Here is an 18,020-nt window from a genome sequence, read left to right on the forward strand (position 1 = left end):
GGCACCGCCGGGGTTGGCCCCTGACGGAAGCTCCGCCTCGGAAAGGTCACCTCATGTCGCTCGTGCTCTCGGTCCTCGACCTCGCCCCGATCGCCCCGGGGCAGTCGGCGGGCGACAGCATCGCCGCGAGCGTCGCCCTGGCCCGGGCGGCGGAGGAGCACGGCTACCGGCGCGTCTGGTACGCCGAGCACCACAACATGCCGCACATCGCGTCCTCGGCCCCGGCGGTGCTCATCGCGCACGTCGGCGCGCACACGAGTTCCATCCGCCTCGGGGCGGGGGGCGTCATGCTGCCCAACCACTCCCCGCTGTCCATCGCCGAGCAGTTCGGCACGCTGGAGGCGATGTACCCCGGCCGCATCGACCTGGGCCTGGGCCGCGCGCCCGGTTCGGACGAGGCGACGACGTTCGCGCTGCGGCGGGACCCGTCGCAGTCGGCGCAGTTCCCGGAGGACGTCGCCGAGCTGCGCGACTACCTGGCCGGGCGCTCGCGCGTCCCCGGGGTGCAGGCCACTCCCGGTGGGGGGGCGAACGTCCCGCTGTACGTCCTGGGTTCCTCGACGTTCGGAGCGCACCTGGCGGCTCGTCTGGGGTTGCCGTACGCGTTCGCGTCGCACTTCGCCCCGCAGCAGCTGCGCGCGGCGGTCGTGTCGTACCGCAACGAGTTCCGGCCCTCGGCGCAGCTCGCCGAGCCGTACGTCATCGCGGGCGTGAACGTCGTCGCGGCCGACACCACCGAGCAGGCGCGGGAATCCTTCACGCAGGTTCAGCGGCGTTTCGCGACGTCGTTGTTCGGTCGTGGCCGGACGTTCACCGAGGCGGAGGTCGACATCCTCATGGAAACCGCCGCGGGCCAGCACGTGCAGCAGATGCAGCACTACTCGGCCGTGGGGACGCCCGGGGAGGTCCGTTCCTACCTGGAGGAGTTCCAGCGCGAGGCCGGGGCGGACGAGCTGATCGTCGCCCACCAGGCGCTGTCGACGGACGCGCGCCTGCGGTCGGTGCGGTTGCTCGCCGAGGCGGTCGAGTCCCTCAGTGCTTCTGCGGCAGCGGGATCGCGTTGACCTGACGCGCGGGTCCGAGGCGGGCCTGCACGCGCGCGACCGCGGCCCGCAGGAAGGGTTCGCGTTCGCGGCGGGCCCGCCGTTCGGCCTCAGGGGCTTCGCGGTGGCGGGCGTGGGCGTCCTGCAGGCGTTCGGCGAGGGACACCCGACGCCCGTCCGGGGTCGTCGTCATGTCGCAGTACAGGACGGCGTCGGCGAGGGCGCCGCCCTCGTCGGGGTAGGCGTCCAGGTGGTCCTCCAGGCCGAGGGCCCGGGCCATGAAACGGGATCCGCTGTGGTGGGCGACGAGGCCCACCAGGCGGGGCGGCCACCCCAGGGTTTCGAGGTGCCGGGCGCCGTCGAGGGGGTGGAAACCGGAACGGCGCAGCTGCGGTGCGTACCCGATGTCGTGCAGGGCGACGGCGACCACGAGCAGTTCGCGGTCCGGGGCGGGCACGGTGTGGGCGATCGACTCGGCGGTGCGGGCGGCGACCGTGGAGTGGGCCAGCCGGTCGCCGACGCCGTCGAGGAGTTCACGGGCCAGTTCCAGGGCCGCGTCGACGTCGGTGCCCGTGCTCACGTTGCTCATCCTGACTCCCCGCTGGTGGAGACGCCGTCGTCGCCTGCGATCCGCGTGCAACGATGTCACGGCGCGCAGGGCCGTGCAACAAGTGGTCCCCGGTCCCCGGGGGACCCTCCCGGTCCTTGACGGGGTCTGCGCGTTTCCCGCACATTGCTTCTAGAACTCCCGCGGGTTCCCGCGACCGCGTGCCGCCGTCCGTCGACCGACTGGAGAACGCCGTGCTGCGAGGGATGACCACCGTGGCCCTGCTGGCGGAGGACTTCGAGGGGGCCAAGCGCTGGTACGCCGAACTCCTCGGGATCGCGCCCTACTTCGAGCAGCCCTGGTACGCGGAGTTCCGCGTCGGTGACCACCAGCAGGAGCTGGGGATCCTGAACGCGCGGTACGCCGGTCAGCTCGGCGGGGTGCCGGCCACCGACCCTCCCGGCGGGGTCGTCCTGTACTGGCACGTGGACGACCTGGACGCTGCCCTCGCCCGGGTGCAGGAGATGGGCGCGACGCTGTTCCAGCCGCCGCGGCAGTTCGGCGAGGGGTTCACCGGGGCCTGCGTCGTCGACCCCTTCGGCAACCTCCTGGGCCTGATGCGCAACGCGCACTACCTGGAGGTCCTCGCGGCGGGACGGGGTCGCACGGGATCTTGACAGCGGTCGCGGCCGCTGCCGATGCTCGTCGTCCACGCTCGACGAGGAGTTCCACGTGCACGCTGCCTTCCTGCCCGGCAACCGCGAGGTCGACCTGCGCGAGGTCGACGACCCGCACCCCGGACCGGGGCAGGTCGTCGTCGCCGTGCGGGCCTCCACGATCTGCGGGTCGGACCTGCGGGCCATCTACCGCGAGCACCTCGGGGAGGGGCCGGAGGCGTACCAGGGGGTCGTCGGGGGCCACGAGCCCGCGGGCCGGGTCGTCGCGGTGGGCGAGGGCGTCGGCCGGATCGGGGTCGGTGACCGGGTCGTCGTCTACCACATCAGCGGCTGCGGGCAGTGCGACGACTGCCGCCGCGGGTACCAGATCAGCTGCACGGGGCCCGGCCGCGCCGCGTACGGGTGGCAGCGCGACGGCGGTCACGCGGACCTGCTGCTCGCCGAGGAGCGCGACCTGCTGGTGCTGCCCGACGAGCTGACCTTCCTCGACGGCGCCTGCGTCGCGTGCGGCTTCGGGACGGCCTACGAGGCGTTGTGCCGGCTCGCGGTCAGCGGCCGGGACCGCGTGCTCGTCACGGGCCTGGGCCCGGTGGGCCTGGCCGCCGGCCTGCTGGCGCGGCGGATGGGGGCGGTGGAGGTCGTCGGGACCGACCCCAGCCCGCAGCGCCGGGCGCTGGCCGTGGAGCTGGGGGCCGTGGACCACGCGGTCGCCGGGACCGACGAGGAGCTGGGCGCGCTGCTGGGGGACGGGGCGGAGGCCGCGGTCGACTGCTCGGGCAGCGGGGCCGGTCAGCTGACCGCCCTGCGGCACACCCGCCGCTGGGGGCGCGTCGCGCTCGTCGGGGAGGGGGGCCGGCTGTCCGTCGACGTCAGCGAGGTGATCATCCACCGGCAGCTGACGATCCACGGGTCCTGGGTGTCCTCGACCGTGCGGATGGCCGAGCTGCTGGCGAACCTGGCCCGCTGGGGGCTGCACCCGGAGGTGGTGGTCACCCACGCGTTCGGGCTGGACCGGGCCGGGGAGGCGTACGCCGTGGCCGACTCCGGGGCCGGCGGCAAGGTCGGGATCGTCTGGCCGGACTGACCCGGGCCGGGGGTGGGGCCTCGGGCATGATGGCCGGACACACCGGTGCCAGCAGCCAGGAGCATCCCCATGAGCAGTCTGCCCACCACCCCGGACCGCAACCTCGCGCTCGAACTGGTCCGCGCGACCGAGGCCGCGGCGATCCGCGCCACCCCGTACATCGGGCGCGGTGACAAGAACGCCGCCGACGGCGCGGCCGTCGACGCGATGCGCGAGTTCCTCGGCACCGTGGACTTCGCGGGCGTCATCGTCATCGGCGAGGGGGAGAAGGACGAGGCCCCCATGCTCTTCAACGGCGAGCAGGTCGGCACCGGCCGCGGCCCCGCGTGCGACATCGCGGTCGACCCCATCGACGGGACGTCGCTGACGGCGCTGGGCCGCCGGAACGCGATCTCGATGATCGCCGCCGCCGACCGGGGGGCGATGCTGGACGCCCACACCGTCTTCTACATGGAGAAGATCGTCACCGGCCCCGAGGGCGTCGGCGTCGTGGACCTGCGCCAGCCCATCGGGGAGAACGTGCGGGCGCTGGCGAAGGCCAAGGGCAAGGACGTCTCCGAGATCCAGGTCGGCGTCCTGGACCGTCCCCGCCACGAGCAGCTCATCGCCGACATCCGCGCCGCCGGCGCGGGCACCCGGCTGCTGCTCGACGGCGACGTCATGGGCGGGATCGGCGCGGCGTCGTACGAGGCGCGGCTGGACATGTGCGTGGGGACCGGCGGCAGCCCCGAGGGCGTCGCGACGGCGTGCGCGATCAAGGCCCTGGGCGGGCTGATCCAGGCCCGGCTGGCGCCGAAGACCGACGAGGAGAAGCAGCACGGCCTGGACGCCGGGCTGAAGTTCGACCACGTCTACACCGCCGACGAGCTCGTCAAGGGCGACAACACGTTCTTCGTCGCCACCGGCGTCACCGACGGGGACCTCGTCCAGGGGGTGCGCCGCAAGGGCCCGATCATCCGCACCGAGTCGATCGCGCTGCGCGCGCGGTCCGGGACGATCCGGTACGTCCGGGCCGACCACCTCGTGGAGAAGTGGCTCTGAGGACCCCCCGCGCGGGCCTCGGCCCGCGTCCTGGCCCCGCCGGGGTCAGCGGCGGATGCTGGCCGTGAGGGTGAACTTCGGGGTGCGGGCGAGCTGCCGCGTCGGCCCGACGACCCGGTCCAGCTCGCGCCGGTAGGTCAGGTGGGAGTTCCACACCGCCACGAGGGTCCCGCCGGGGCGCAGCACCCGGGCCGCGGCGCGGAACAGCTTCGAGGCGATCGCGGTGTGGACCGTCCCGCCCACGTGGAACGGCGGGTTCAGCAGCACCAGGTCCGCGCCGCCGTCGGGCAGCCGGGACCCGGCGTCGTCGCGGGTCACCTCGACCCGGTCGGCCAGGCCGTTCGCCGCCGCGGTGAGCCGGGCGCTGGCCACGGCGTCGGCGGACTGGTCGGTGGCGACGACCCGGGCCCGCGGGAACCGGCGGGCCGCGGCGACCGCCAGCAGCCCCGTCCCGCAGCCGAGGTCGACGACGGTGCCGGGGGAGCCGACCGCGCCGGCCACCTCGTCGAGGTGGTCGAGCAGGACGCGGGTGCCGATGTCGGTGCCCGTCCCGGCGAACGCCCCGCCGACGGCGCACACCCACGTCCCGGTGTCCTCGTGCCGGGCCCGGCGGGGTTCGCCGGGGCCGACGCCCGGCCGGGGCCGCGTCGCCGTCAGCACGCGCGCCTTCTGCCGCCCCAGCCCGGCCCGCACGTCCTCGAAGGAGCGCCCCAGGACGTCGTTCATGGCCCGCGTCATGTGCTTCACGCGACCTCCGGCGAACACCACGACGTCGGGGTGGGCGTGCCGGGCGACCAGCCGCGCGGTCGCGTCGAGGGCCTCGAGGCTGCGGGGCAGCTTCAGCAGCACGACCGTCGCCCCGGCGACCAGGTCCGGGCCGGGCTCGGGGTGGTTCCGCACGCGGGCCGGGTCGGTCCCGAGCGCGGCGGCGTTCGCGGCGAGGGCGAGCTCCCCGGACAGCGGGTCCTGGTGGACGCGCACCCGCGGCAGGTCGTGCCGGTCGAGCGCGCCGAGCGTCAGCGCCCCGTAGTCGTCCCCGACGACCGCGACGTCGGCGCCGGGGGCGGCGAGCGCGGCGGCGGCCTCGTCGAGCAGCAGGCGGTCCGCGGCGTCGACGGCGACCAGTTCCGGCGCCTCGATGTCGGGCCGGCGGCGCAGGACGTCGAAGACGGGGGAGGTCACCGGGTCCACGGTACCCACCGCCCGCCGCGGCGCGGTCAGCCCAGCCAGCCCGCCGGGAGGGTCCGCGCCCGCCGCGCCAGGTCCGCGGCGCGGGCCGGGGCGAGGGGGGTGAAGGGGTCGGCGACCACGTCGCCGGCCGGTCCGGTGCCGCCGCGGGTCCAGGTCCCGGCGACCTGCCCGGCCACCACGACGGTCCCGCGGAACACCCCGTTGCCGCCCGGGGTGACCCGGCCGGCGTGCTCGGGGGCCAGGACGTGGGAGCGGTCGCGGTAGCCGAGGAGGAACTCGTCGAAACCGGGCAGCAGGTGCACGCCGCGCAGGGCCCGGCGGTGGGCGGCGACCAGGCCGGGGACCTCCGGGGCCACCAGGTGCTCCACGCCCTCGACGGTGACGGCCTCGAACTCGTCGCGGACCGCGGCGAACCCCTGCCGGGCCCGGCCCAACGGCAGTCCCGTCCAGTGCGCGAGGTCGGCGGGGGTGGCCGGGCCGTGGCCGCGCAGGTAGCGGCGGGTCCACTCGGCCAGCGGGTCGGCGGGGGTCGCGGGGCCGGTGATCCACTCCCGGGCCCGGACGAACAGCTGCTCGCGCCCGCGCAGCGGTCCCTGGCACAGCGTCCCGCTCAGGGACAGGTCGAGCAGGAGGTGGTACCCGCGGCCGGCCCGGGTGGCCTGGCCGGCGGCCTCGAACGCGGCGAGCAGTTCGGCCCGGGTCGCGCCGCCCGGCGGCAGGGAACCCAGCGCGGTGTCCCGGGCGACGTCGAGGTCGGCGGCGGAGATCCCGAGCTCGGCCCGGCGCCGCCGCGTCGCCGTGACCGTCCGCTGCGCGCACAGGTCCAGCACCCAGGGCAGGTCCGCGGCGGCGATCAGGTGCAGCGTCCCGCGCATCGGCCAGGACCGCACCACGGTCCCGGCGTCCAGCGCCGCGGCGAGCCCGTCGACGGTGCCGGCGGCGGTCCGGACGGCCACGGCCGTCGCGGCCGCGCGCAGGTCCTGCGCCTGGACGGCGGCGAGGTGGCGCACCACCCCGGCGGCCGTCGCGGCCGCGTCCGGGGCGTCCGGGGCGTCGGGCAGGACGGGGACGACCCGCTGCGCCGCGAGCCGCCACACCCCCACCTCACCGGACCGCAGTTCCACCCCGCACCCCTCACCTGAGCAGGTTCAGCCCCGAGACCACCGACAACCCCAGGACCCACTTCTCGAACGTCTTGACGTCGATCCGCTTCGCGAGCCACCACCCGACGAACGCCCCGGCGACCACACCGGGGACCAGCAGCAGGTCCAGCCCCAGGGATTCCACGCTGATCAGCCCCAGCGCGACGCTGAACGGCACCTTGAAGCAGTTCACGATGAAGAAGAACCACGCCCCCGTGCCGAGGAAGGACATCACGCCCAGGCCCATCGCGAACAGGTAGATCGACATGGGCGGGCCGCCGGCGTTGGCGACCATCGTCGTGAACCCGGCGAGGAAACCGAAACCCAGGGACGTCCACCGGCGCCGGGCCACCGACATCGGGGGCGCCTCGCCCTGCGCGCGGAGTTTCCGCTGCCGCCAGACGTGGATCACGACGAGCAGGATCAGCAGCGCGCCGATGGAACGGCGCATCACCGTGTCGTCGACGACCCGCACGAACCCCGCGCCGGCCACCACCCCGACCGCGACGTACGGGAACAACCGCACGAGCAGACCCCACTCGGCGTGCCGCCGGTAGACGGCGAGGGCGAACAGGTCGCCGAGGATCAGCAGCGGCAGGATGATGCCCGTGGACTCCTTGGCCGGCAGGACGGCGGCGAAGATCGCGACGGAGATCGTCCCCGCGCCGCCGATGGAGGTCTTGGCGAACCCGATGACGAGGGCCGCGAGGTACAGGGCGACCCAGTCGGTCGGCGTCAGGTCGAGCACCGTGGGAGCGTACTCGTCGTGACCGACCCGACGGTTCCAGGCGTCATGCACCTGGACCTCGACGCCTTCTTCGCCGCCGTGGAGCAGCGCGACAAACCGTCGCTGCGGGGCAAACCCGTCGTGGTCGGGGGGACCGGCGGGCGCGGGGTCGTCGCCACCGCCAGCTACGAGGCCCGCGCGTTCGGGGTCGGCTCGGCCATGCCCACGGCCCGCGCGCGCCGGCTGTGCCCGAACGCGGCGTACCTGGCGGGCCGGTTCGAGGCGTACCGGGCGGTGTCGCGGCAGGTGATGGACCTCGCGCACGAGCTGTCCCCGCTGGTCGAACCCCTGTCCCTGGACGAGGCGTTCGTCGACCTCGCCGCCGTGCACGACGGCCTGGACGTGCGGCGGGTCACGCAGGTCGCCGAGGGGTTCCGCGCCGCGGTCCGCGCGCGCACCGGCCTCACGGTGTCGGTGGGGGTGGCGGCCAGCAAGCTCGTCGCGAAGATCGCCTCGGACCTGCGCAAACCCGACGCGCTGGTCGTCGTCCCGCCCGCCGAGCAGGAGGCGCTGCTGGCGCCGATGAGCGTGCGAGCGATCCCCGGCGTGGGGGCGGTCACGGGGGACCGGCTGGCCCGGGCGGGGCTGCGCACCATCGGCGCGCTGGCCGCGGCCGACGAGGCCGAGCTCGTCCGGATGCTCGGCAGGGCCCACGGCAGCGCGCTGCTCGCGTTCGCCCGGGGGGTCGACCCGCGGCCGGTGGTGGCCGAGCGGGAGGCGAAGTCGGTGTCGGCGGAGGAGACGTTCGCCGTCGACCTCACCGACCGCCGCGACCTGCGCGAGCGGCTGCGGCGGATGGCCGAGCGCGTCGCGGCCCGGCTGGCGTCGGCGGGCCTGTCGGGGCGCACGGTGACGATCAAGGTGCGCCGGTACGACTTCTCGACGCTGAACCGCTCGCGCACCCTGCCGCACGCGACGAGCTCGGCGGCGGAGATCGCGCAGCAGGCCGGGGAACTGCTCGACGCGGTCGACGTCGCCGACGGGGTGCGGCTACTGGGGGTCGGCGTCTCGGGGCTGAGCGGGTTCAGCCAGATCGACCTGCTCGCCGAGCTCGAACCGCCCGCCCCCGAGGAGGACGAGGACGCCGCCGAGGAGGACGGGGACGGGGACGGGGACGGGGACGGGGACGGGGACGACGGGGACGAGGGGGCCGGCGCCTCGGCCCAGCCGTACGGGCCGCCCGCCGCGGCGGGCTGGCGGCCCGGGCAGGACGTCACCCACGCCGGGTTCGGACCCGGCTGGATCCAGGGGTCGGGGGTGGGGCGCGTCACCGTCCGGTTCGAGGGCCCGCACACCGGCGTGGGCCGGGTCCGCACGTTCCGCGACGACGACCCCGACCTCAGCCCCGCCGACCCGCCCGTCTTCGACCCGGAGGTCCCGTGAGACTGCCCGTCCCCGACGGCCTGCCCGCCGCCCCGCTGCGCCGCTGGCTCGCCGCCCACGCCGTGCCCGGCGCCGAGACCCACCTCGATGGCGTGCACCGCAGGGTGTTCCCCGGCGGTCCCGACGGCGGGGTGGAGGTCACCGTGGACCTGGGCACCGCCGAGCGCTGCACGGAGGTCGTCGTCGAGGCCGACGGGGACGTCGACCCCGCCGCCGTCCGCCGCTGGCTCGACCTCGACGGCCACCACCGCGCCGCCGAGCGGCACCTGGCCACCGACCCGCTGCTCGCGCCGCTGGTCGCCGCGAACCCCGGCCTGCGGGTGCCGCGGGCCGTGAGCGGTGCGGAGACGGCGCTGCTGACGGTCCTGGGCCAACAGGTCTCCCTGGCCGCGGCCCGCACGTTCGCCGGCCGGCTCGTCGCCGCCCACGGCAGGCCCCTGCGGTCCCTGACGGCGTTCCCCGAACCCGCCGCGCTGGCCGCCGCCGGACCCGACGCGCTGCGCGCGGTGACGGGCGTGACCGGGGCGCGGGCCCGCACCCTGCACGCCCTCGCCGGCGTCCTCGCCGACGGCCTCGACCTCGACACCGCCGACCCCGCGACCGCCCGCGCCGAACTGCTCGCCCTGCCCGGCATCGGCCCCTGGACCGTCGACTACGTGGCGCTGCGCGTCTTCGGCGACTCCGACGCGTTCCTGCCCTCCGACCTGGTCCTGCGCCGCGCGCTGGGCCGGGTCACGGCCCGCGAGGCCGCCGCCCGCGCCGAGGCGTGGCGGCCCTGGCGCGGGTACGCGCTGCTGCACCTGTGGACCGCGGAGGTCTTCACCTGACCACCCCGGGGCGCCCCGTCCGCCCCGGTCCCGGGGGGCGGGGGTCCCCGGGGGGTTCGCTACGGTCGGTGCGTGAACGGAACCGTGGTGGTCACCGGCGGCAGCCGCGGCATCGGGGCCGCCGTCGTCCGGGCGCTCGCCGCCCGCGGTGTGCGGACGTGCTTCAGCTACTCCACCCGCCGCGAGGCCGCCGACGCCGTCGTCGCCGCCGCGGCCGACCTGGGCAGCGAGTCCCTCGCCGTGCAGGCCGACGTGTCCGTCGAGTCCGACGTGAAGCGCCTCTTCTCCGCCGCCCAGGGCCTGGGGCCCGTCACCGGGCTGGTCAACAACGCCGGCATCACCGCCCCGCAGTCGAAGGTCGTCGACCTCGACGTCGACCGGATCCGCCGCCTGCTCGACGTCAACGTCGTCGGCGCGTTCCTGTGCGCGCGCGAGGCCGTGAAGCACCTGACCGCCGCCGGCGGCGGGACCATCGTCAACGTCTCCTCCCGCGCCGCCGTCCTCGGCAGCGCCGGGGAGTACGTCGACTACGCCGCCTCCAAGGCGGCCGTCGACACCCTCACCGTGGGCCTGGCCCACGAGGTCGCCGCCGACGGGATCCGCGTCGCGGGCGTGCGGCCGGGCCTGATACGCACCGACATCCACGCCAGCTCCGGGGAGCCGGAACGCGTCGAGCGCCTCCAGAAGCACGTCCCGCTGGGGCGCGGCGGGGAGGCCGACGAGGTCGCCGAGGCCGTCGTGTGGCTGCTGTCCGACGCCGCGTCCTACGTCACCGGCACCACCCTCGACGTCTCCGGGGGGCGCTGATGGACCGCAAGCGCCTGGCCGGGTACGTCGTCCTGCTCGTCCTCGTCGCCGCCGGGGTCGTCCTGCTCGGCCGGGGCCGCGACGCGCTGGCGTGGGGCGCGTTCGGCGCCGCGGCCGGCGGCGCGATCGTGCTGGCCCAGAGCCGGCGCCCGCGGGACCGGTAGCGCCGCCCGGCGTCAGCCGAGGATGCTGCGGGTGACGGAGACCTGCTCGGTGAGCACGCCCCCGATGAGCGACTGGGTCTCGTTGATCTGCGCCACGGCCTCGTGGATCTGACCCAGGGACGCGGTGACGGACCCGACCCGGGACTGGATGGCGCCGACCTTCGCGCTGACGTCCGCGGTGGCCCGCTCGGTCTCCCCGGACAGCTCCTTGACCTCCTCGGCGACGATGGCGAAACCGCGGCCGGCCTCCCCGGCGCGGGCGGCCTCGATGGTGGCGTTCAGGGCGAGCAGCTTGGTCTGCGCGGCGATGCCCTGGATGGCGCGCACCACCTCGTCGATGCCCGCGCTGGCTCGTTCCAGGGCCTCGACCTCCGCGTTGGCCTCCACCGTCAGCTGCTCGCCGCGCCCGGCGACCTCACCGGCGCGCAGGACGTTGCGCTCCACCTCGCCGATGGAGTCGAGCAGGTCGGTCCCGGCGGTCGTCAGCTTCCGGCCGGCGGCGAAGCGCTCCATGGCCTGGCCGATGAGGAAGGCGGTGTTGCGCAGCGCGCTCTCCCGGCTGGGGGAGATGATCAGGGTGCGGGTGGCGAAGAAGTCCATCGTGCCGACGACCCGGCCGCCGACGACGACGGGCAGGCAGACGCCGGACTTCACCCCGGCGCGCTGGGCCACGGGGGCCCGCACGCAGTCGGTCACCTCCCCGAGGTCCTCGACGAACACGAGGTCCTGACGGGCCCACGCGCGGCCGGACAGGCCGACGCCCTTGGCGAAGGACGCCGACAGCGTGACCTGGCGGAACTCCTGACCGGCGTCGCCGGACTCCAGCTCGAAGCGCAGGGCGTGGGAGGTGACCGGGCCGGTCTCGTCCAGCCGCCAGAAGGAGCCGTACTGCCAGTCGAACTCGCGGCGGATCGTGTCCAGCGCCACCCGCAGCGCCTGCTCCTCGCTGGTGGACTCGGTCAGCGAGCGGATGAGGGTGGAGACGGCCTCGACGTCCTGCGCCGCCTTCTCCTGGCGGACCGCCTCGCGCAGCCGCGCCAGGGTCGCCGAGACCAGCGTCCCGACGGTCCGCAGCACCGACAGCCGCGCCGGGGAGGGGGCGAGCTCCTCGGTGGCGAAGAAGTCCATCGTCCCCAGGACCGCGTCGCCGTCCAGGACGGGGAAGCAGATGCCGGACTTCACGCCGGCGCGCTGGGCCACGGGAGCCCGCACGCAGTCGGTGACCCGGGACAGGTCGGCCACGAAGACGAGGTCGCGTTCGCGCCAGGCCCGGCCGGACAGGCCCACGCCCTCGGCGAAGGTGGCTTGCAGGGTGACCTCGCGGAAGTCCCGGCCGACGTCCCCGCTCTCCTGGGCGAAGCGCAGGACGTCCCCGCCGCGCGCCCGCCCGGCTGCGGCCGCGGGGGCGCGGTGCAGGCGCCAGTACGAGCCGTAGGCCCAGCCGAAGCGGGTGCGCACCGTCTCCAGGGCGATCCGGACGGCGTCCTCGGGGGTCCGGGCCTTCTCCAGGGCGCGCACCACCTCGGTGAGGGCCTCGACGTCGGCGACCGCCTCGGCGAGCTGACGGGCACTGGCGGCGCTGGTCCTGGCGCTGGAACGAGCGAACACGGCGTATCTGCTCCCCGGGTGGGCGCTGGGTGTGGCCGGGGGTTCGACCTGCAGCGCGCTGATGTCTTTCAGTGCTGAACCATCGGCGGGCGCGGGGTTCGGCTTGACCGTTCCCGCGCGGCGACCACCCGGTCGGTCGATCCGCGACCCCGCCGGCGGCCGTCAAGGGCCCGGGGCCGGGAGCCGATGGAGCACCCGTGACGACCGACACCGCCCCCGCCGCCCCTGGGTCCGCGACCGCGCGCGGCGGTGCGGCGCTGCCCGGGGTGCGGGAGGAGGGCGACCTGGTCGCGGTGGCTCCCGGGACCGGGACCGAGGTCGCCCGCCTCACCCTGCGGGCGGGTCTGCGGGTCCTGGCGATCCTGGACGCCGGCGCCGGCCAGGTCGGTCTGCTGGGCAGCGACCTGCGCGCGATGTACCTGCTGCAGGTCGCGGGCCCGCAGAGCGCCGGGGCGCTCGCCCGCAGCATGCTCGTCCCGCAGTCCGTCGTGACCCTCGTCGCCGACCGCTTGCAGGCCAGGGGTTTCCTGAGCCGCGCGCGGGACCCGCGCGACGGTCGCAAGGTCGTCCTGGCGATCACCGCGGACGGTCGCCGGGTGCTGGACGAGGCGTCCGCCCACGTGCGCGCCGAGCTGAAGTCCTTCTTCGCCCCGTTGTCGCCGGCGCGGGCGGAGGACCTGGCCGCGCTGCTCGCCGAGATCGCCGGACCCGGCTGAGACCCGCACCCGGCGCCGAGCTCACGGGACCAGCAGGTCCCACCGCTCCCGCACGAGGTCGCGGAACGCGGCCGTCACCCGCGGCAGCGGCTCGTCCCGCCACACCAGCCCCAGCACCCGCGTCGACGCCGGTCCCGCCAGGGGCCGCTCGACGACCCCCGCGAACGTCTCCGAGGTGCCGCGCTGCGCCGACGGCAGCACCGCCACCCCCAGCCCGGCGGCCACCAGGCCCCGGAGGGTGTGCGCGTCCTGCCCCTCGAACGCGACCCGGGGCACGATGCCGGCCCGGTCGAACAGCGCGTCGGCGGCCTCGCGCAGCCCGTAGCCCCGCTCGAAGAGCACGAACTCCTCGCCGGCGACGTCCGCGAGCCGCACCGGTCCCGGCACCGCGAGCCGGTGGTCCCCGGGCAGGGCCACCACCAGCGGCTGCTCGGCCAGCGCGGCGGTGCGCAGCCCCGGCCGCTCCGGCACCGGGGACGTCAGCACCAGGTCCACCTCGCCGCGGGTCAGCTGGTCCAGCAGCGCGCCCGCCGCGCCCTGGTGCAGCTGGAACCGCACCCGGGGCCGGTCCTGCCGGAACGCGCGCACCAGCGCCGGGACCGCCGCCGCGCCCAGGGTGTGCAGGAACCCCAGCGCGACCCGCCCGGTGTCCACGGCGTCGTCCTCCCGCACGGCCCGCACCCCGCGCTCGAGGTCGGCGAGCGCTCGCGCCGCGGTCCCCGTCAGCGCCCGCCCGGCCGCGGTCAGGCGCACCCCGCGGCCGTCGGGGACGAGCAGCGGGACGCCCACGGCGCGCTGGACCCGGGCCAGGGTGCGGCTCACGGTGGGCTGGCCGAGGCCCAGCGCCTCCGCCACCCGCGTCACGTGCTCGTGCTCCCCGAACGCGGCGAGCACCTGCAGGGGGCCCGCCAGGACCCGCACCGGATCGTCCACCCGTCGAGTGTGCATGAATCCACCGCGACCGGGGCATTGGACGCATCGGTCGGGGGTTCCTACCGTCGAGAAGTGCGCTCCCCCACCCGGCCGGTCCCCCAGCCCGGCACCCCGCCCGGCGCCCCCTGGACCGGGCACGAGCGCGGCACCCCCGGCTACCGCCGCACCACCGTCGCCCTCTTCGCCGCCGGTGTCGCCACCTTCGCCCAGCTCTACTCCGTCCAGGCCGTCCTGCCCGCCCTCGCCGACGGCCTGCACCTCACCGCCCCCCGGGCCGCCCTGTCGGTCTCCGTCGCCACCGGTGCGCTCGCCGTCTCCGTCGTCGGCTGGAGCGCCCTGGCCGACCGCGTCGGCCGCGTGCCCGTCATGGTCGTCTCCGCCGTCCTGGCCACCGCCCTCGGCCTGGCCGTGCCGCTGGCCCCCGGCCTGGGCCCCCTGCTGGTCCTGCGGGCCCTGCAGGGCGCCGCCCTCGGCGGCCTGCCCGCCGTCGCGATGGCCCACCTCGCCGAGGAGGTCCACGCCCGCGAGGTCGCCCTCGCCGCCGGCGCCTACGTCGCGGGGAACTCCCTGGGCGGCCTCACCGGCCGGATCGTCTCCGCCGGCGTCGCCGACCTGCTCGGCTGGCGCTGGGGCGTGGCCGCCGTCGCCGTCACCGGCCTGGCCGCCACCGCCGTGTTCTGCGCCGTCGTGCCCCGCGCGCGCGGGTTCGCCCCCACCACCTCCCGCGGTGTCGCCGGCCGCGTCCGGCGGGCCCTGACCGACCCGTCGCTGCTCGTCCTGCACGCCCAGGCGCTGCTGCTCATGGGGTCCTTCGTGACCGTCTACAACTACCTGGGGTTCCGGCTCCTGCAGCCGCCGTTCTCGCTGTCGCAGACCGTCGTCGGGCTCCTGTTCGTCGTCTACCTCGCCGGCACCCTCAGCTCCTCCCTCGCCGGCCGCCTCGCCGCCCGCGGCCGGCTGCCGGTGCTGCTCGGGTCCACCGGCGTGTTCGTCGCGGGCTGCCTGCTGACCCTCGCGACCGGCCTGCCCGTCGTCGTCACCGGCCTCGTCCTGCTGACCGCGGGGTTCTTCGCCGCGCACGCCGTCGCCAGCGGCTGGGTCGGCGCCCGCGCGGACCCGGGCATCCGCGCCCAGGCCTCGGCCCTGTACACGTTCGCCTACTACGCCGGGTCCAGCGTCGTGGGCTGGCTCACCGGCTTCGCCTTCGGCGCCGGCGGGTGGGGCGTCGTCGTGGCGGTCGTCACGGCGCTCGCGGCCGGTGCGGCGGTCCTGGCCGCCCTGGGCCTGCGGGGCCGGGACCGGGCGGGCAGCATGGGGTCGTGACGGGTGAACTCGTGGTCGAGGGGTTCGACGGGCTCGACGGGCTCGACGGGCTCGACGGGCTCGTGGACCTGGTCGGCGGGGGCGGTGTCGTCGTCCTGGAGGGCGCCGGGATGTCCACCGGTTCGGGCATCCCCGACTACCGCGGTCCCAACGGGTCGCTGCGGCGGCACACCCCGATGACGTACCAGGAGTTCACCGGGTCGGCGCAGGGGCGGCGGCGGTACTGGGGCCGCAGCCACGTCGGCTGGGAGCACTTCCGCCGGGCCGAGCCGAACGCCGCGCACCGCGCCGTGGCCGCGCTGGAGCGCGCCGGGCTCGTCACCGGGACGATCACCCAGAACGTCGACGGCCTGGACCTGGCCGCCGGGACCCGCGAGGTCGTCGAGCTGCACGGCAACCTCGACCGGGTCGTGTGCCTGCACTGCGGGGAGGTGACGTCCCGCGCGGAACTGGCCGTCCGGCTGCGGGAGGCGAACCCGTCGTTCGAGGCCCGCCTCGGTGAGCTGCACGCCCTGAACCCCGACGGCGACGCCGACCTCACCGACGCCCAGCTGGAGGGTTTCCGGCCCGTCCCGTGCCGCCGCTGCGGTCAGGACGCGCTCAAGGCGGACGTGGTGTTCTTCGGCGAGACGGTGCCGAAGGACCGCGTGCAGCGGTCGTTCGAGCTGCTGGACGCCGGGCGGTCGCTGCTGGTCCTGGGCTCGTCCCTGGCGGTCATGTCGGGGTACCGGTTCGTGCTGCACGCGGCCCGGAACGACCAGCCCGTCGCGATCGTCACCGCCGGGCCCACCCGCGGGGACGCGAAGGCCGCGGTCCGCGTCGACGCCGACCTGCAGGTCGTGCTGCCCGAACTGCTGCGGCGGCTGGGGGTCTGACGTGGAGGGGTGGTTGCGGGAGTTCGAGGGCCTGCCGTGGCCGGAGGCCGTCGCGACGGCCCGGGCGCGGGGGCGGGCGGTGCGGGTCCTGCGGCCCGGGGAGGCCGTGACGCTGGACCTGCGGCCCGACCGGCTCAACGTCCACCTCGACGGCGACGACCGGCTCGACCACCTCAGCGCGGGGTGAGCAGTTCCCCCACCACGTGCTCGCTGTCGTCGAACGTGATGAGCGCCTTCCACAACGCCCAGCCGGCGCCCCGCGCCCACGTCGCGTCGTCGACGCCCAGGGTCTGCCGGTAGACCCGCCGCGCCTCGCCCCGGAACGTCGTCCACGCGATCGCGAGGTCGCACGACGGGTCGCCCACCCCGCACGTCCCGAAGTCGATGACGGCGCCCAGCCGGCCGTCGCGCAGCAGCAGGTTCCCCGGCGCGACGTCGCCGTGGAACCAGCGGTCCACCCCGTCCCACGGCGCGCTGAGCGCCTCCTCCCACACCGCGGCGGCGCGGGCGGTGTCGAGCCGGCCGTCGAGGTCGTGCAGGGCGCGACGGGTCTGCTCGTCGTAGAACTGCAGCGGCCCGCCGCGGAACCAGTTGTGCTGACCGGGCTGCGGGCCGCCGGTGGGGTCGACGCGGCCCAGGGCGAGGAGGAACCCCGCGAGGTCGGCCGCGAACCGGACCGGGTCGGCGGGTCCGGCGGCCAGCGCGGTCCGCCCCTCGATCCAGCGGTACACCGACCACGCGAACGGGTACCCCGCCCCGGGGCGCCCGTGCCCGAGGGGGACCGGGACGGGCAGCGGCAGGTGCGGGGCCAGGCGCGGCAGCCAGCGCTGCTCCTTCTCCACCGCCCCCGCGTACCCCGCCGCGCTGGGCAGCCGGACGAGCATCCCGGGGCCCAGGTGGAACGTCTGGTTGTCCCACCCGGGTCGCTCGACGCGGGTGACCGGCAGGTGGGCCCACCGCGGGAACTGCCCGGCGACGAGGCGGCGCACCTGGTCGGCGGTGACGGTGAGGCGGTCGGGAGGGCCCGCGTCCCCGGTTCCGGTCATCGCCGACGAGCGAACCCCCGCGGTGGGGGCGGGGTCAAGGGGTTTCCGGTGCGGTGGCGCCCTCGGGCCGCGCGCGTTCGAGGCGGGTCCAGCCCTTCCACCCCCGCGCCCGCAGGAGGGTCAGCAGCTGCCGGGCGGCGGGGGTGGACTCGGCCATCGTGGCGTCCAGCAGGGCGACGAAACCGTCGTCGAAACCGTCGTCGCCGACGCGGCCGGACGCCACCGCCCGCGTCGTGATGCGGTCCAGGACGTCGGCCACCTCGACCACGCGCGGGTCGTCGGCCGTCCAGTCGAGCGCGCTGCTGAGCAGGCCGTAGAGCCGCACCTGGTCGGGGTCGTCGAGGTCGCGGTGCTTCTGCGCGATGACGGCGTCGATCTGGTCGGGGATCTGCGCCGCGACCATGATCCAGGCGTCGCGCTCCCTCTCGACGTAGCGTTCGTCGACCCCCAGCTCGCGCAGCCGGCCGAGGTAGCCGACCACGCTCCCGGGCAGCGCCACGTGCTCCCCGGCGGCGAGCCGGGCCAGCCGGGCGCGGGTGTCCTGCAGCCGCCGGACCTCCGCGCGCAGCCGCCGGTCGATCTCCCGGACGGCCTCGGCGAACTCCTCCGGCCCGGCCTCCAGGAGGTCCTCCACCTGCGCCAGCGGGACGCCGGCGCCGGCGAGCAGGTGGATGCGGATGAGCCGGACCACGGCGTCGGCGTCGTAGCTGCGGTACCCCGAGCGGTCGCGGCGCGGTTCGGGCAGCAGCCCGATCCGGTGGTAGTGCCGGACCGCGGCCACCGTCACCCCGGCGTGGGCGGCGAGCTGGCTGATGGTGAGCACGCC

The 18,020-nt window shown here is 76.1% G+C and carries 20 protein-coding genes; 12 read left to right on the plus strand and 8 right to left on the minus strand.

The features are described from left to right. Positions 1-53 precede the first annotated feature (53 nt). Positions 54-1,064, plus strand: a complete 1,011-nt coding sequence (locus ACRYM6_RS04625) for an LLM class flavin-dependent oxidoreductase (RefSeq protein WP_432541511.1) — start codon at positions 54-56, stop codon at positions 1,062-1,064. Here the strand turns inward: ACRYM6_RS04625 and ACRYM6_RS04630 are convergent. After that, complete coding sequence (locus ACRYM6_RS04630; protein ID WP_432541512.1) at positions 1,033-1,632, minus strand: HDIG domain-containing metalloprotein; 600 nt, start codon at positions 1,630-1,632, stop codon at positions 1,033-1,035. The two genes, ACRYM6_RS04625 and ACRYM6_RS04630, sit on opposite strands and share 32 nt — an antisense overlap. 224 nt (positions 1,633-1,856) lie before the next feature. Between ACRYM6_RS04630 and ACRYM6_RS04635 the strand changes: the two genes are divergently transcribed. The 3 genes from ACRYM6_RS04635 to glpX all read left to right on the plus strand — a co-directional run bounded on the left by ACRYM6_RS04635 (position 1,857) and on the right by glpX (position 4,392). Further along, on the plus strand, positions 1,857-2,267 hold the full coding sequence (locus ACRYM6_RS04635; RefSeq protein WP_432541514.1) for a VOC family protein: 411 nt from the start codon (positions 1,857-1,859) through the stop codon (positions 2,265-2,267). A 55-nt stretch (positions 2,268-2,322) separates the two neighbouring features. Then, positions 2,323-3,351, plus strand: a complete 1,029-nt coding sequence (locus tag ACRYM6_RS04640; RefSeq protein ID WP_432541515.1) for a zinc-dependent alcohol dehydrogenase family protein — start codon at positions 2,323-2,325, stop codon at positions 3,349-3,351. A 69-nt stretch (positions 3,352-3,420) separates the two neighbouring features. Continuing rightward, positions 3,421-4,392, plus strand: coding sequence for a class II fructose-bisphosphatase (gene glpX, locus ACRYM6_RS04645; protein ID WP_432541517.1), 972 nt, complete (start codon positions 3,421-3,423; stop codon positions 4,390-4,392). Positions 4,393-4,437: 45 nt separating this feature from the next. Here glpX and ACRYM6_RS04650 read toward each other — a convergent pair whose 3' ends face one another. From ACRYM6_RS04650 to ACRYM6_RS04660, 3 genes are read right to left on the minus strand one after another with little or no spacing between them, the layout of a single operon-like run. Next, positions 4,438-5,574, minus strand: coding sequence for a class I SAM-dependent methyltransferase (locus tag ACRYM6_RS04650; RefSeq protein WP_432541518.1), 1,137 nt, complete (start codon positions 5,572-5,574; stop codon positions 4,438-4,440). A gap of 35 nt (positions 5,575-5,609) precedes the next feature. Continuing rightward, positions 5,610-6,707: a winged helix DNA-binding domain-containing protein gene (locus ACRYM6_RS04655; RefSeq protein WP_432541519.1), complete on the minus strand. Its 1,098-nt coding sequence runs from the start codon at positions 6,705-6,707 to the stop codon at positions 5,610-5,612. A gap of 10 nt (positions 6,708-6,717) precedes the next feature. Beyond that, positions 6,718-7,473 (minus strand): sulfite exporter TauE/SafE family protein, encoded by a 756-nt coding sequence (locus ACRYM6_RS04660; RefSeq protein ID WP_432541520.1) that lies wholly within the window; start codon positions 7,471-7,473, stop codon positions 6,718-6,720. Positions 7,474-7,491: 18 nt separating this feature from the next. Between ACRYM6_RS04660 and ACRYM6_RS04665 the strand changes: the two genes are divergently transcribed. The 4 genes from ACRYM6_RS04665 to ACRYM6_RS04680 all read left to right on the plus strand — a co-directional run bounded on the left by ACRYM6_RS04665 (position 7,492) and on the right by ACRYM6_RS04680 (position 10,693). Continuing rightward, positions 7,492-8,895 carry a DNA polymerase IV gene (locus ACRYM6_RS04665; RefSeq protein WP_432541521.1) on the plus strand — a complete coding sequence of 468 codons (1,404 nt, stop codon included), beginning with the start codon at positions 7,492-7,494 and terminating at the stop codon, positions 8,893-8,895. Beyond that, entirely contained in the window at positions 8,892-9,722 is an 831-nt protein-coding gene (locus ACRYM6_RS04670; RefSeq protein ID WP_432541523.1) for a DNA-3-methyladenine glycosylase family protein, read from the plus strand. The genes ACRYM6_RS04665 and ACRYM6_RS04670 overlap by 4 nt, the downstream gene beginning before the upstream one ends. 72 nt (positions 9,723-9,794) lie before the next feature. Continuing rightward, positions 9,795-10,529: an SDR family oxidoreductase gene (locus tag ACRYM6_RS04675; protein WP_432541524.1), complete on the plus strand. Its 735-nt coding sequence runs from the start codon at positions 9,795-9,797 to the stop codon at positions 10,527-10,529. Next, positions 10,529-10,693, plus strand: a complete 165-nt coding sequence (locus ACRYM6_RS04680) for a hypothetical protein (RefSeq protein WP_432541526.1) — start codon at positions 10,529-10,531, stop codon at positions 10,691-10,693. The genes ACRYM6_RS04675 and ACRYM6_RS04680 overlap by 1 nt, the downstream gene beginning before the upstream one ends. Positions 10,694-10,705: 12 nt before the next feature. Here ACRYM6_RS04680 and ACRYM6_RS04685 read toward each other — a convergent pair whose 3' ends face one another. Continuing rightward, positions 10,706-12,301 (minus strand): GAF domain-containing protein, encoded by a 1,596-nt coding sequence (locus tag ACRYM6_RS04685; RefSeq protein ID WP_432541527.1) that lies wholly within the window; start codon positions 12,299-12,301, stop codon positions 10,706-10,708. Positions 12,302-12,498: 197 nt separating this feature from the next. On the opposite strand from ACRYM6_RS04685, the gene ACRYM6_RS04690 reads away from it, so the two are divergent. After that, positions 12,499-13,017, plus strand: a complete 519-nt coding sequence (locus tag ACRYM6_RS04690; protein WP_432541528.1) for a MarR family winged helix-turn-helix transcriptional regulator — start codon at positions 12,499-12,501, stop codon at positions 13,015-13,017. Between the two features lie 21 nt (positions 13,018-13,038). On the opposite strand, the gene ACRYM6_RS04695 is transcribed toward ACRYM6_RS04690, so the two are convergent. Beyond that, positions 13,039-13,950: a LysR family transcriptional regulator gene (locus ACRYM6_RS04695; RefSeq protein ID WP_432541529.1), complete on the minus strand. Its 912-nt coding sequence runs from the start codon at positions 13,948-13,950 to the stop codon at positions 13,039-13,041. A gap of 72 nt (positions 13,951-14,022) precedes the next feature. On the opposite strand from ACRYM6_RS04695, the gene ACRYM6_RS04700 reads away from it, so the two are divergent. From ACRYM6_RS04700 to ACRYM6_RS04710, 3 genes are read left to right on the plus strand one after another with little or no spacing between them, the layout of a single operon-like run. Continuing rightward, positions 14,023-15,273 (plus strand): MFS transporter, encoded by a 1,251-nt coding sequence (locus ACRYM6_RS04700; protein ID WP_432541530.1) that lies wholly within the window; start codon positions 14,023-14,025, stop codon positions 15,271-15,273. After that, positions 15,270-16,148, plus strand: coding sequence for a Sir2 family NAD-dependent protein deacetylase (locus tag ACRYM6_RS04705; RefSeq protein ID WP_432541531.1), 879 nt, complete (start codon positions 15,270-15,272; stop codon positions 16,146-16,148). Before ACRYM6_RS04700 ends, ACRYM6_RS04705 begins: the two co-directional genes overlap by 4 nt. Positions 16,149-16,161: 13 nt before the next feature. After that, positions 16,162-16,335 carry an I78 family peptidase inhibitor gene (locus tag ACRYM6_RS04710; protein WP_432541532.1) on the plus strand — a complete coding sequence of 58 codons (174 nt, stop codon included), beginning with the start codon at positions 16,162-16,164 and terminating at the stop codon, positions 16,333-16,335. Here the strand turns inward: ACRYM6_RS04710 and ACRYM6_RS04715 are convergent. Beyond that, complete coding sequence (locus ACRYM6_RS04715) at positions 16,322-17,194, minus strand: aminoglycoside phosphotransferase family protein (RefSeq protein ID WP_432541533.1); 873 nt, start codon at positions 17,192-17,194, stop codon at positions 16,322-16,324. The genes ACRYM6_RS04710 and ACRYM6_RS04715 overlap by 14 nt on opposite strands. A gap of 34 nt (positions 17,195-17,228) precedes the next feature. Beyond that, positions 17,229-18,017, minus strand: coding sequence for a helix-turn-helix domain-containing protein (locus ACRYM6_RS04720; RefSeq protein ID WP_432541534.1), 789 nt, complete (start codon positions 18,015-18,017; stop codon positions 17,229-17,231). Between the last annotated feature and the right edge of the window lie 3 nt (positions 18,018-18,020).

The sequence above is a fragment of the Kineococcus rugosus genome, from assembly GCF_050871975.1.
In the GTDB taxonomy this organism is placed as follows: Bacteria; Actinomycetota; Actinomycetes; order Actinomycetales; family Kineococcaceae; genus Kineococcus.